This window comes from Floccifex sp. (assembly GCF_051873495.1).
In the GTDB taxonomy this organism is placed as follows: domain Bacteria; phylum Bacillota_I; class Bacilli_A; order Erysipelotrichales; family Erysipelotrichaceae; genus Floccifex.
Window position 1 is genome coordinate 1 of sequence record NZ_JBJEEX010000028.1, and the last position, 14868, is coordinate 14868.

At 30.4% G+C, this 14868-nt stretch carries 12 protein-coding genes; 4 read left to right on the top strand and 8 right to left on the bottom strand.

The genetic code is table 11. The annotated features are described in order from the left end of the window. Positions 1–119 precede the first annotated feature (119 nt). From ACI313_RS01750 to ACI313_RS01760, 3 genes are all read right to left on the bottom strand, one after another. On the bottom strand, positions 120–1487 hold the full coding sequence (locus tag ACI313_RS01750) for a protein kinase family protein (RefSeq protein WP_320608314.1): 1368 nt from the start codon (positions 1485–1487) through the stop codon (positions 120–122). Beyond that, on the bottom strand, positions 1484–2437 hold the full coding sequence (locus ACI313_RS01755) for an FHA domain-containing protein (RefSeq protein ID WP_320104398.1): 954 nt from the start codon (positions 2435–2437) through the stop codon (positions 1484–1486). Before ACI313_RS01755 ends, ACI313_RS01750 begins: the two co-directional genes overlap by 4 nt. A gap of 602 nt (positions 2438–3039) precedes the next feature. Beyond that, the gene (locus ACI313_RS01760; protein ID WP_320608313.1) at positions 3040–4284 is read right to left on the bottom strand and encodes a hypothetical protein; all 1245 of its coding nucleotides are present in this window, start codon (positions 4282–4284) and stop codon (positions 3040–3042) included. A gap of 140 nt (positions 4285–4424) precedes the next feature. Here ACI313_RS01760 and ACI313_RS01765 point away from each other — a divergent pair, with 140 nt between their 5' ends. Then, positions 4425–6245: an MSCRAMM family protein gene (locus tag ACI313_RS01765; protein ID WP_320608312.1), complete on the top strand. Its 1821-nt coding sequence runs from the start codon at positions 4425–4427 to the stop codon at positions 6243–6245. Between the two features lie 40 nt (positions 6246–6285). Here ACI313_RS01765 and ACI313_RS01770 read toward each other — a convergent pair whose 3' ends face one another. From ACI313_RS01770 to ACI313_RS01790, 5 genes are all read right to left on the bottom strand, one after another. Then, entirely contained in the window at positions 6286–7308 is a 1023-nt protein-coding gene (locus ACI313_RS01770; protein WP_320608311.1) for a branched-chain amino acid aminotransferase, read from the bottom strand. Positions 7309–7384: 76 nt separating this feature from the next. Further along, on the bottom strand, positions 7385–7915 hold the full coding sequence (locus ACI313_RS01775; protein ID WP_439755140.1) for an NUDIX domain-containing protein: 531 nt from the start codon (positions 7913–7915) through the stop codon (positions 7385–7387). Beyond that, on the bottom strand, positions 7912–8625 hold the full coding sequence (locus ACI313_RS01780; protein ID WP_439755141.1) for an NAD-dependent protein deacylase: 714 nt from the start codon (positions 8623–8625) through the stop codon (positions 7912–7914). Before ACI313_RS01780 ends, ACI313_RS01775 begins: the two co-directional genes overlap by 4 nt. 67 nt (positions 8626–8692) lie before the next feature. Further along, on the bottom strand, positions 8693–9730 hold the full coding sequence (locus ACI313_RS01785) for a PTS transporter subunit IIC (protein WP_320608308.1): 1038 nt from the start codon (positions 9728–9730) through the stop codon (positions 8693–8695). Positions 9731–9798: 68 nt separating this feature from the next. Then, entirely contained in the window at positions 9799–11082 is a 1284-nt protein-coding gene (locus tag ACI313_RS01790; protein ID WP_320608307.1) for a M17 family metallopeptidase, read from the bottom strand. 76 nt (positions 11083–11158) lie between these two features. Here ACI313_RS01790 and udp point away from each other — a divergent pair, with 76 nt between their 5' ends. The 3 genes from udp (at position 11159) to ACI313_RS01805 (ending at position 14807) form a co-directional block, all read left to right on the top strand. Beyond that, complete coding sequence (udp, locus tag ACI313_RS01795; protein ID WP_320608306.1) at positions 11159–11932, top strand: uridine phosphorylase; 774 nt, start codon at positions 11159–11161, stop codon at positions 11930–11932. Between the two features lie 224 nt (positions 11933–12156). Next, the gene (locus ACI313_RS01800) at positions 12157–14166 is read left to right on the top strand and encodes a DUF1430 domain-containing protein (RefSeq protein WP_439755142.1); all 2010 of its coding nucleotides are present in this window, start codon (positions 12157–12159) and stop codon (positions 14164–14166) included. 2 nt (positions 14167–14168) lie between these two features. Continuing rightward, positions 14169–14807 carry an ABC transporter ATP-binding protein gene (locus ACI313_RS01805; protein ID WP_439755143.1) on the top strand — a complete coding sequence of 213 codons (639 nt, stop codon included), beginning with the start codon at positions 14169–14171 and terminating at the stop codon, positions 14805–14807. Positions 14808–14868: the final 61 nt, after the last annotated feature.

The window sequence follows — 14868 nt, forward strand, 5'->3', positions numbered from 1 at the left end:
ATAGCAGTTGACCATCGTATATAAATTCACTGTTTTCGATATCGACTTGAGAATCACATGTAATTGTGACTTCATTGTCTTTTGTTTCAAATTGAAGATAGGGCAAGACTGGTAACATTTTATTTCCTTTCTAAATATCGAAGTAATTGTTGTACTTCTTCATTATTTGATTTTGTGTACAATTCAGGGATAGGAAGACGACATTGATTTTGTTCTTTCAAGAATAGACAATATTCACAATATAAAAGCGAACACTTATCAAAATCATAAAAATCTTGTTTGATTTCGATATTAATTTCATACAATAAATCAATGTCATCTAAAATGATTTGATTGGAGATTAGATAATACATATAGGTAGAAAGTGTTTCATATGACTTAGTTTGAAATAAATATGTTATGTATTCATTCGCAAAGGCATCTGACATTCCTCCATTCATAATTTGTTTCATAAAAGATGTTAATTCTTTATACTGAATTAGAATATGCTTAGGAATATGTTTCAAAAAATATTCACAATAAATGGGGTTTTGACAAATTATGACTTGTTTCATGATGAATTCACTTATCTTCTCATTTTCAAGACAATCTGAAAAATAATCATCACAAATCCATTGATATAAAACCGATGCACATTTTTCATAATAAGCGCCTTCTTGTCTTTGTAGATCATACATATAAGCTTCCATAAATAACGTCTCATCTTCTGGATTTAATAAAAAGCGCTGGATTGTATATGCCTCCTTTCCTTGATTCATGAAAGACAAACAAGAAGCAGACAGAATTAAAATAACAATTGCCTTTAGAATCATATGTAGAATAAGCACTTTTTTTAGAGTTGAAAATGATTGAAATCGCTTATTAGGATTTTTATGCGTACATTTTTTTATCAATGGGATTTTGAAAAGACTGATTGTCTCAAAGAATTTACCTAATGCGTATACATCACTTGCCATTGTCTTACTTTGATTGTCGAGTTGTTCAGGCAAATGATTGGAAGGAGAACTGAAAGGAATTTGTTTAGATTCATTGTATACACATGCATTAAAATCAATTAAATATAGGTGATATTTAGAAATCAGAAAGTTTTCTGTTTTGATATCGATATACAACAAATTAAATTGATGTAGATAATCAATAAGATTTAAAGCTTGAAAAAAGAAAATGTCTTTTAGAAATAAAAGTTGAAAAGGATGTTTCTCTGTCCAATCTTGAAAGTTTTGTGCTTCCACATAACTTTCAATTAATATCAATGAATCATGTTCTTCAAATACATCTAGAATATGAGGCATATAGGGATGTTGAATCATTGATAATACTTTTATTTCCATTCGAAATTGATGAATGTAAATAGATGGGGCATCATTTTTAATGGCCTTGGCAATACATTTCTTTCCTGTAATTTGATCTTGTACTAGATCAACACGAATAAATGAATCGTATTTAATGTTGGAAAGCCAAAGATAACGATTATTCCATTCTTTCATTGATGAAACATAGCTTCTATATTCGCAAAGCGAACAATCATACCATTCTTTAATCGCATTTTTCTTTGTACTTTTTTCTCATTCAAATATGTTCCATTTAAACTTTTTAAATCTTGTATGTAGTATCGATCGTTTTCACATACAATTTTACAATGCTCCAAAGAAATCGCATCATCACTTAATTGAATATCACATCCATAGGATCTTCCAATTAAAGTTGTTTCAAATAATTCATAGTGGACTTCATTTATTTCTAAATACGCACTACTTATCTTTTGAAAACCTAATACTTGTGTAGCATTATCATAAGATGGCATTTGAACTGGCTTAGATTGATAAGAAGAATGAATGCTTTCTTCGATACGAAAAGAAGATTCCTTTCGTTTTTTAAAGAAAGAGAATTTTCTAGGATAATAACGGTGTTGCATATTTTTTAAACCTAAAATTAAATTTGGTAAAGAAAATTCAGGACTTGATATAAAACGAATTAAATAGCCTGGTATTTCGAAGGCAGTTGTTGTTTTTAAATACCTGTAAAGATATTCAATCCATTCTTTTGTCTGTTCTTTATTAAACATCCATTCTTCAATTCCTAAAGGAACAACCATAAAATAAACCGTTTCAATGTGTTCATCAAAGAATATGTAATCTGGATGAAAATAAACCGGTTTATTTCGATTAACCGCTATTGCCATTTCCAATAAATGAATCAAGAAAAAGTATCCTTCTTCGTTTTCAAATGAATGTTGTTCTAATACATCATTTAATGTCACAAGATTATTAATCGAATACATTATGATTCCTTTTTCTTTATCTTTTATAACGCAATTCAAACAACATTGATCATTTGCCATCCTTTGAAATATGTCCATATCTAAGCTTTCTTTTTTGTTCAGTTCAATAATTAAACTTGACTGATCTCTATAAATTTCATGAATCCAATCTTGCATTTTACCTACCCTCCATTATATAATTCGAAAAAAATTTGATTTTGTAAAAAAAAATTGTAAAATTTTTTTATGAATTTTATATATTGGGCACATATTTACATCATTCAAGTTATTTTGAATATTTTAGCCTTTAAATTTACAAATGTATTTATCAACAATCAAACTTATATTGGATATACCTTAAATCATCCTATTTATTTGTTTTGTTGGACAATCAGCTCTGTACTAGGATTTTATTTTTATTCCAAAAAAATATGGGAATCTTATCAATTTCCCTACTCTAAAAAAATTCATTTTATTTTGTGTATAGCTATGATTGTTTCTGCTTTCTTTCCTTATAGTGATAATTTGAACTATCAAACAAACGCTTTTCATGTTGGAATCTGTGGAATTGGTTTAGTGGGATTTATTTTAGAATGGCTTTATTTCTTTGGGAAGTGTTATCCCTTTTTCAAAAAAGAGTGCTATTGTTTTTTAGGACTTTTATTTATATGTTTCTTTATCATGATGTATTTTAATCATATCACTAGTTTTTGTGAAATATTATTTACTTATTTTATGAATTTATTTCTTTATCAATGGCTAAAAAAAAGAAGAATCCCTTAAGATTCTTCTTGAATATTAATCTCACTAATTTTTGATAAATAATGTTCTGCCTTATTTACAAAGTGCATCTTATTTCCAGTTTGGACTACTTTTTCCAAATAAGTTTGAGCAACAACATAATCCTCTTCTACAAATGAAATCAATCCAATATAATAAGCTGCATCCACTTTTTGGAATGGGAATTGCGCTCTTTGGAATGCTTGTAAATAATATTTACGACAAGTGTTAAAATCACCATTGATTAAATCAATTTTATTTTGAATAGCAGCGATATCTTGTGATTGAATGTTGACACCAACAGCTCCCATATTCAAACGAACTTTACTTGCCTTTTCTTTACATGCTATCAAATTTTGTTCATCTTTTAAAATATAATAAATATAAGCCATAATCGAATAATACGATAATGTACTCGCTTCATCCTTTAATGGATACGTTGCTAATGCTTTTTTAGCCGTTTGTGCATCATCTAAATAAATTAAACACTGCGCAAATAACGTTTGATTCGTTAATTTAAAAGATCTTTTATTTGTTGAATAATAAATAATTGCTGAAGCACAAGCTTCTGGATCACATTTCTCATATAACAAGCTTGTGATTGGTAAGAAACAAGACATTTTATATCTTGCTAAATAATTAAATGCATATGTAAAGAATAAAATCGCAAGCATAATCAATAAGAAATTATTCATAAACAATAGAACAAAGATAATTGCGACCAATCCCAATGCATATATTGCTGAAATCTTTTGTGCATTTTTACGACACTGAAAAGCCATTGATTGATATTCTTCCAATAAATTATGATTTTCTTTATATAAATCAACAATATCTTTTTCAGATTTCATACCTTCCTTGGCAAGAGCTTCCTTATTTGATTTATTCAAAGAGAATATCCCATAAATCGAAAAAATAACGCAAGGAACTAAAGTTATGACACCCACAACTGAAATGACATCTGGCGTTAAAATTAAAACCATCATAATAATAAAAATCCCAAATGCCCATTTTTGCATAATGTATTGAATCAATAAAATCGCATTGGCCAAACTCGCTAAAGAAACGCCCCCTAATGAATATGTAATCAATACATTTGAATACATAAATTCAACCATTTCCGAGGGAAAAATCTCTGCATATAGTTCTTGACTATCGCCAAAGGTAAAGGCCATTACGACCACACCAATCACAAATGCTACACTAATAATACTTAAATGGTTTTTACTATAATACTTCCACATAATACCTACCTTTAATTATTATACTCTTAAATGTCATATTTAGTATAACTTTATTTAATTTTTAAAGAAAAATCAACTTTTATGAATCTTTTTTTTTACAAATCCAAATTTTTTTCGAATTATATATTGGAGGTGTTAAAATGAAGAAATTTTTGAAAGTCTTCCTATCCTTAATTCTATGTACTTTCTTTTCACAAAGTACAGCTTTTGCGCAAACTAGTATTCGTGTTACGTTTCCTTATGGAAACACTGTTGACAGTGTTCCTGACAAATGGCAAGTGCATTATACCGACAATGCCACTGGTAAATCCATAGTAGATTTATATGGTCAAATCCATATTGGTTCCAAAGCAGTTTACTGTGTTGAACCAAATATCTATGCCGTGGATGGAGCCAGTGATTATGAATCTGTTTTGATGAACCAAGTTTATAATGAGCAACAATGTCAACAAGCAGGTTGGATTTATGCTTTAGGAAAATGTATGGACAATTCAAATGAAATGGATTTAGCTTGTCAGGTATTATTATGGAAACTATTGGATAATACCGTTTCCAATATCACTTATCATCCTGATATCCAAGCAAAAATGAATGAAGTGGAGCAAAGAATCAATATTATGAAAACAAACGTTAATTTTGGTACCAATGAAGTTGTCTTAAAAGGCTATGGTAAAGAACATGCCGTCCTTTTACAAGATCAAAACAATGTTTTTGAACACTACATTGAAACAAGCAATACAGGTGTTCATACTCAAAAAGAAGGAAATACTTTAGCTATCTGGCTTGAAAAAGGAGATAATTTAGAAGGCAGTGTATCCTATGATTGTTTCTATTCCTCAAAGGAAGCTGGTCAATCTATCATCTATAATTCAAAAACTTCACAAAATGTCCTTTCTTTAGAAAAATCAATTCCTAATTCTATTTCTTTAAAAGTAAGTTTATCAACAGGTGATATTGAAGTTCATAAAGTAGATTCACAAGGAAACTATATTCCTAATATTTCTTTAAAAATTGTGGATTCAAATCAAGAAGTCGTAGATCAATGGACGACTGATGATAAAAGCCATGTCACATCTAATTTACTTGAAACAGAGGTCTATACTTTAATAGAGGAATCACAAGATAATGGTTATATTTGTGCTAAACCTGTTTCTTTTAAAATCAATGAAGTGTCTTCTATTGAATTAGTGAATCATTCTATCAATGTGAAAAAAATAGACCAAAATGAGAATTATGTAGAAAATGCCACTTTACAAGTATTGGATTCACAAAATAATGTTGTAGATCAATGGAAAACCCATCAACAAATCATTGAAATACCTGATATAGTCAAAGCTTCATTGGATAATAAACAATCAATTGATTATGATGGGATTCATTATGTTATCAATGAGGAAATGATTGAATGTACCATCAATGGAAAAATATATTACATTGATATCAATGGATATGAAACCATTCATCGTATTTCAAATCTAAAAGAAGGTGAAACTTATACCCTTCATGAATTAGAAACCCCTTCTTCTTATTTAGAAACCGAAGACATTGAATTTGTAGCCAATCAATCTCAAACCATAGTTTTTGAAAACACGAAAGTTAAAACAGTTACTTTCAAGAAAGTAGATGAAAATCAAAACTATGTTAAAGGAGCTACTTTATGTTTGAAAGATGAAGAAGGAAATGTAATTGATGAATGGAAAACAAGTGATTCTGCTCATGTTGTAAAGGATTTAATCGTTGGTAAGACTTATATATTAAGTGAATCAAAAACACCCATTGGCTATGAAAAAGCAGAAGATATCACTTTTGTTGTAGATGATAAAACCGATGAAATCGAAATGATTGATTATTTAATTAAAACGATTCATACTGGTATTTACTCAAATACTTCCCTTTATTTAGGTCTTGCTTGTATTTCACTATGTGTTTTATTTATTGCTATCTATAAATTAAAACAATAAGCATAAAAAAAGCTTTGTGGTCTCACAAAGCTTTTTACTATTATTCGATAACTTCAATCCATCCTTCAGGAGCTTCAATTGTTCCCATTTGAATTCCTGTTAATGTTTCACGTAGTTTACTGATAACCGGTCCCATTTCTTCCATTCCACTTGGGAATACGATTTCATTACCATGGTCTACAATTTTTCCAACTGGAGAAATTACAGCAGCTGTTCCACATAAACCACATTCCGCAAAGTCTTTCACTTCATCAAAATATACTTCACGTTCTTCAACTTTCAATCCTAAATAATGTTCCGCAACATAAAGTAATGAACGACGAGTGATAGAAGGTAAAATACTATTTGATTTAGGTGTAACAACCGTTCCATCTTTTGTGACAAATAAGAAGTTAGCTCCACCTGTTTCTTCAACTTTTGTACGAGTTTGTGGATCTAAGTACATGTTTTCATCAAATCCTTTTTGATGGGCATCCACAATATTATGTAAACTCATCGCATAGTTTAATCCGGCTTTGATATTTCCAGTTCCACGAGGAGCCGCACGGTCCACGTCACTAACACGAATTGTGATTGGTTTTACTCCACCTTTAAAATAAGGTCCTACAGGTGTAACAAATACACGGAATTCGTATTCATCCGCTGGTTTTACACCAATAACAGGATTTTTTCCAAATACATATGGACGAATATATAAAGTAGCTCCTGTTCCATATGGAGGTACGAAATCCGCATTTGCCTTAACAACTTGATGAATCGCATCTAAGAATTGTTCTTTAGGCACAACTGGAATTTCAAGACCAGCACAAGACGATTGTAAACGTTCCGCATTTAAATCAGGTCTAAATACAACAATTTTACCATCTGCTGTTGTATACGCCTTCATTCCTTCGAAACATGTTTGTGCGTATTGTAAAACACAAGCACATTCACTCATTGTAATTGTGTCATCTGTTGTTAATGTTCCTTCATCCCATTTTCCATCTTTGTATTCAGAAACATAACGATAATCTGTTTTCATGTAACCGAATCCAATATTATTCCAATCGATATCTTTTTTCATATAAAAAAGCCTCACTCTCTAAATCTATTTGTTATTATAGTCTCAATTTACATTCTTTTCAATGTAAAATATGTAACTAATTTTCATAAAATGCAAAATATTTCAATAATCCCACTAATGTTTTCCCATCTTTAATTTTATGATTTAAAATCATTTCTTTTAATTCTTCTAAAGTGAATAATTCTACATCCACAAACTCACCTTCGTCTAAACATTGTCTTTCAAAACAACAATTTTTGGCCAAAACAATATGAATGACTTCATCACAATACGCAACTGTTGGGTATAAACAACCAAAATAAGATACATCCTCACTCACATATCCTGTTTCTTCTTTTAGTTCTCTTTTTCCTGTTTCAACAAGTGATTCATGTTCTTCTTTACGACCACCAGGAAGTTCATATAATTCTTCCTTAGAAGGATAGCGAAACTGTTTCACCAGAACAATTTTTTTATCTTGTGTTAAGGCTAAAACACATACCCCTCCATCATTATGAACCACTTCACGAATTGATTTCATTCCATTTTCAAGTTCAACTTGATCTCGATACACATCAATGACTTTACCATTAAAAATTGTTTCCGATTTTATTGTTTTTTCTTTCATAAAATAGAATCCAATACCTTTCCAATGGAATCATGAATGACTAAATCTGCTTTATTATCATAAGGCGTTTCATCACGATTAATTAAAACCAAGTGTCTTCCTTTAAAATATTGAAGTAAACCAGCGGCAGGATAAACCGCTAAACTCGTTCCTCCAACAATTAATAAATCCGCTTGTGATATTGCCATAATTGCTTTATAAACCGTATCATCGTCTAGACTTTCTTCATAAAGAACAACATCTGGTTTAATGATTTTTCCACATACCGGGCAAATCGGAATTCCTTTTTCATTACGATTTTTCATTATATCTTCTAGACTATAGAAATAATGACACCCTTCACAATAATTTCTTAATACCGAACCATGTAGTTCATAAACAACTTTAGATCCAGCTTTTTGATGAAGTCCATCGATGTTTTGCGTTACAATTGCTTTTAATTTACCCATTTGTTCTAACTTAGCCAAAGCAATATGTGCTTTATTAGGAAGGGCATTGGGATAAATCATTTGATTAAAATAAAATTCAAAGAATTCTTCAGGATTGGCTTCATAAAAAGAATGTGACAACATCACTTCTGCAGGATATCGATACTTCTTTTTATATAATCCATTATCACTTCGAAAATCAGGAATATTACTTTCCGTTGATACACCAGCACCTCCAAAAAACACAATATTATCACTTTCTTCTATCCATTGTTTCAACATAACTTTCACCTACTTTTTTTAAAATTATACTACAAAAGAAAAAACTAATAGAAATAAATCCTACTAGTTATAAATCTAATTTTAAATCATTTTCCTTAATCCAGCCTTTTTTTCTAAAGACTAAAGCAATCAACCAAGTTAAAACAGCTGGTAAAACAAAGCTAATCAAAATCAAAGAAAGCCACTGCATAGCACCAATTTGAATCCCATCTTGAAGCCATCCTGTATAAACCCCAATTTGACCAACTAAACCACATGTTCCCATTCCACTAGAAATAGCTGCTCCATTCATTTCCATTTTAAACACACAAGTTGAAATAGGTCCAGTAATAGCCGATGCGATAATTGGTGGTAACCAGATTTTAGGATTTTTAATAATGTTCGCCATTTGTAACATCGACGTACCAATTCCCTGAGCAAAGAATCCACCCCATCCATTTTCTTTAAATGACATTACCGCAAAGCCAATCATTTGAGCACAACAACCAGCTACGGCTGCTCCTCCAGCTAATCCTGTTAAAGAAAGTGCTGCACAAATAGCAGCTGAACTAATTGGCAATGTCAAACAAATACCTACAACAACTGACACAATGATTCCCATTAAGAATGGTTGTAATTCTGTTGCCCACATAATCGTTTGACCAATACTGCTTGCCACGGTTCCAATCATCGGTGCAAATACTAAGGCAAGAGCAATTCCTACAACAGTCGTCACAAAAGGTGTCACAATGATATCAATTTTAGTTTCTTTTGATACTAATTTTCCACATTCAGCTGCAACAATAGCAATCAATAATACCGCAAGGGGCCCTCCAGCTCCTGCAATCTCATTAGTAGCCATTCCTACACTTGCCAATGAAAATAAAACTAGTGGTGGAGACTGTAAAGCATATCCAATTGAAACGGCCATGGCAGCCCCTGTAGATGCTTTGGCATAGTTTCCAATCGTTACTAATACTTCAATATTTAATTGGGATCCTAATGTAGAAATAATGGTTCCAATTAATAAAGATGCGAATAAACCTTGTGCCATAGCACTCAACGCATCAATTCCATATCGTTTCCAAGAAAAAATCACATTTTTCTTTTTTAAAAATTCTTTCATAGTTCCTCCTGTCTTGTCACATGACTTTACAGATAATAACACAAATAAAAAAAAAGTAAAGAATATCTTTACTTTAATAATTGACTCAATGATTCAATCAATACCCCAGTTGCCTGGTTATCTTTTTTACTTGTAGCCGCAATATCTAGATGAATCCAAGCCACATGTTCTTCAATAAACTCTTCAATGAAAGCCGCTGCAAGACTTGCTCCTGCTTTTTTACCGACTTGGGCATTGGTTAAATCCGCTACATTAGAGTTATGAATTTGTTTATGGAAATCTTCATCTAATGGCATTTGCCAAATCTTTTCTTTGGTATTTAAACAAACTGCTTTCAATTCATTTAAAAACGCTTCATTATTTGTGAAAGCACCTGTATAGTTTTCTCCTAACGCATTAGCACAAGCTCCTGTTAAAGTAGCCATATCAATTAATCGATTCACGTTATCTTTTTGACAATATGTAATACCATCAATTAATGCCATTCTTCCTTCGGCATCGGTATTTGTTACTTCAATTGTTTTTCCATTTAAAGAAGTAATGACATCATCCACCGCATAAGCATCTGGTCCAATCATATTTTCCGTAATGCATAACACCGCCATACAATTGACTTTATACTTCATTTGCGCACAAATTTTAATAGTTGCTAGAACATTAGCAGCTCCACACATATCATATTTCATGCCTGCCATGGTTTTCTTTAAACTATATCCACCAGAATCATATGTTAAACCTTTTCCTACAATAGCTGTATATGGGGCATCTCCATTTCCATTATATTTTAATTTAATGATGAAACAAGGATATTTTGAACCTGAGTTTACCGCTAAAATTGAATTAGCTCCCATTTGTTCTAATTCTTCATTTGATAGCACTTCTATTTCTAATCCATATTCATTTGCCACTTTCTCAGCTTCTTCTTTGAAACGAATTGGCGTTAAAATGTTTCTTGGCATATCGGATAAATAACGAGCATAATTAATACATTCTGCCATTTCTTTTCCTTGTTGAACTAACTCTGAACAACTCGAAAATTCATATTCTCTGTTATTATCTAAATAAGAATAAGCTCCATAATATAATCCTAAACTTGCTTGATAAGCCATTTCTTCATCAACATACACAAATACATTTTCTTTAATGGTTTGAGCAAACTGAATAAAAGCTTTTTTAATATTTGAGCCATCACCTAATCCTAAAATATAAACTTTTTCCATTGGAAGTTTATTAAATGTATAGATTGTAGTCACATGACCTAAATCTAAATCCAATTCAATTTCTCCTAAATTATTTTTTATCAATTCGGGAAATTCATCATTTTTTCTAAGTGCAATTACTATATTTTTCATATCTGTACCTCTGCACCATTCTACCATAAATTGAAAACAAATAAAATTTCGATTATACTTTACTTGAGGTGATACCATGATTGATTATACAGAAGGTTCAGGAAAACAATATCATATTCAAGTAAAACCAGGAGACGTTGGTGAATACGTTTTATTACCTGGTGATCCAAAGCGTTGTAAAATCATTGCGCAATACTTTGATAATCCCGTTCTTATTGCCGATTCAAGAGAATTCGTGACATATACTGGAACTTTAAATGGAACAAAAGTAAGTGTAACTTCAACTGGAATTGGAGGAGCAAGTGCTGCCATTGCGATGGAAGAATTAGTACAATGTGGAGCTAAAACCTTTATTCGTGTAGGAACATGTGGAGGAATGGATATCAATGTAAAAAGTGGTGATGTCATTATTATTAACGGAGCTGTTCGTGCTGAAGGCACTTCTAAAGAATATGCTCCTATCGAATATCCTGCCATTGCCGATTTTGATGTCACAACAGCTTTAGTCAATGCCAGCAAAAAATTGAATCAAACATATCATGTAGGTGTAGCACAATGTAAAGATGCCTTTTATGGACAACACAAACCAGAAGACCTTCCTAACCATGAAGAATTACTAAGAAAATGGGATGCTTGGCTTCGTTTAGGTTGTAAAGGATCCGAAATGGAATCTTCCACTTTATTCATTGTTGCCAGTTATCTAAAAGTTCGTTGTGGTTCTGTTTGTTTGGTCATTGCCAACCAAGAAAGAGAAAAACAAGGATTACCAAATCCACAAGTACACGATGTAAATATTCCTATCAAAGTAGCAATTGAAGCAATTAAAGAAATGATTGAAAACGAAAAATAATAGAAGAAACAAATAGATGTAGAAGTCTATTTGTTTTTTGTTTACTTTGTTATTTCTTGTATTTTTCATAGCATTTATATTAACTGTTGCTTTTTTAATAAAAAGTAATATAACAATATTAGATAACGTTATCAAAATATTTTAAGAAAAGGTAATCTATTATGAGAAAATCAATTATTTTTTTATTATGCACTGTGAGTATTTTGGTTAGTCTATTATTTGGAATGAATCAAAAATATAATGACTACCTACGCTTAGATTCCATTGATAAACAACAAGATTATTTCACTATTTATGTAGATAACGATACTCTATCTAATGATTCGTTTTTAGATGAAATATCTAAAATATCACAAAAATACGATGCCTCTATCATTCGTAGTGATGTCATTGAAAAAAATAATAAATTAATCACAATTAAAGCAGGAACATTCACCAATACATATTTAACATATATCAACAATTTTATTTCTAAAGGAGAAAACATTAAAAGGGATAGCGATGTTCTTTCTACTTTTAAAGGAAACAAAAATCAAGTAGGTATGTTATATGATTTATTTGAAGATGATCCTATGATTGTTATGACTCTCAATAATCATCTGCAACACTCAAATAAATCGATTGATGGTTCTTATACCATTTGTTCTCCAACCAATCACAAACAAGAAATCATAAATGAACTATCTACGTATTTAAACCAAGATTCTTCTTTGCTTCTTCAAGCCAACTATCAAAAAACATATACAAAAGGACCTGTTGAAATCATTATTGCTGCCAGCATTATTTTATTATTGATTTATGCTTTAATGTGTTGTTTCTATCCCACAAGTCAAATTAAAGAAATAGGTGTTTATAAATTACTTGGTTTTAGTGAATTTGATATATGGAAACAATTAAATCGTAAAAACATAATGATTTATATCATCTTTGTTTTCATTTCTTTATTCCTTCAAAAGCTATTAATACCAGGTTGTGACTTAAATTATTTATTTTTATTGTTTATATACCAAATGATTATAATATTATTTTCAATTCTTATTTCAAGCATTATGGTTTTCATTACGAAACGATACACTTTAAATTCCATTCTAAAAGGATTTTTTCACGTTAAGGCATCTTTACTACTCGGATATGGATTAAAGCTTGTGACATTTATTGCCTTTGTTTTTGTGATACCAAGTATGGCAAGTGCAACCAATTTATTTTTCAAACAAATCGCAACTAAAAAAGCCTATGAAGACATTTCAAATACAGTAACACTTTCAAACTTTGATTTTGTTGACGATGAATTCCAACAAATGTTGAATGGACAATCTAGCTTAGATGATAAATTATTTTCTATGTTTCAAGAATTAGAAGAAACGGCCAATGCCCAATATTTTTCTTTTATTGACATGAATAAAGACATATCTTTACTAGAAATCAATAAAAATGGCTTACAAGACTATCAAAATTGGTTTGATGAGTCCATTGATTCTTATTTTAATACTGATAAACTTGTGCTTTTGGTTCCATCGACTTATAAAAATGATTCATCCATAAAAGATATATATAATCAAATTCCAACCATTTTATCAGATGAATCAATCAATTTAGATGTACACTACTACAAAGCCAATTCAAATATGATGTTTACACAAACCCAACAAATGATTGACAATGGCAAAGCATTTGTAAGTAATCCGATATTTGTTTGTTTAAATGATACGAATATTCAAAACCAATCCGCTTTATTTATCAATGAAGCTTCAAGTAATCCCATTCGTATAGAAAACAATAAAACGAATCAACTGCTTTTAAAACAAGCGATTATTGATGCCAATCTACAACAAAATAATATTCAATTTGATAGTATTTTAAATTCTGGTTTTAAAGATTACTTAAGTGGACTACAATCTGGTTTATTATTAACTAGTACAGGATTAGTATTAATTGTTCTAGTTGATATATTAGCTTCTTACTATATTTTATTGATTTTATTTGTCACACGTAAAAAAGAAATTTTTGTCAAAAAGATATTAGGATATCCAATGTTAGAAAGATATAAAAATGAATTATTCTACTTTTTAGTTCTTTATTTATTTGGTTTCATTGAATTATTCATCACCAAACAAAGTGTAATTTCTTTATTATTATTTGCTCTACTTGTGTTCATTGATTTGTTTGTCTTATTCATTTTAATTCACAAACAAGAACAAAAAAATCTTAATCTATTATTGAAAGGAGAAGAATAACCATGCCAGCTATTGAAATACAAAATCTATCAAAATCATTTGGAAATCATGTGATATTTTATCATTTCAATTTAACGATTGAAGACAATGAGATGATTGCGATTATGGGAAAAAGTGGAAGTGGAAAAACAACTTTATTAAATATCATTGGTTTAATTGAATCTTATGATCAAGGAAAAGTCTCTTTATTGTCTCAACAAGCTCCTAAAATCAATTCTTCGAAGGCTAATAAATTTATTCGAAACAATATATCTTATTTATTTCAAAACTTTGCCTTAATTGATAACTTAAACGTTGAACAAAACTTAATGTTGGCTCTTCGTTATGTTAAAAAATCAAAACATGAAAAACAAGAAATGATTGAAAATGCTTTAAATTTAGTTCATATGGAAGATTATAAAAAAGAAAAAGTGTTTACTTTATCGAGTGGTCAACAACAAAGAATTGCCCTTGCGCGTGCTATTTTAAAACCATCAAGACTTATTTTAGCTGATGAGCCTACCGGAGCCTTAGATGCACAAAATCGTGATGAAATATTAGATATTCTTCATATGTTAAATGGAAAAGGAAAAACCGTTGTGATTGTCACGCATGATCCAATTGTCGCAAAATCATGTCATAGAACAATTCAATTATCTTAAAAAAAGGGGTAACCAAAGTTAACCGGGGTTTTTCCAAAGTTAAGTGGGGTCAACACCGGGG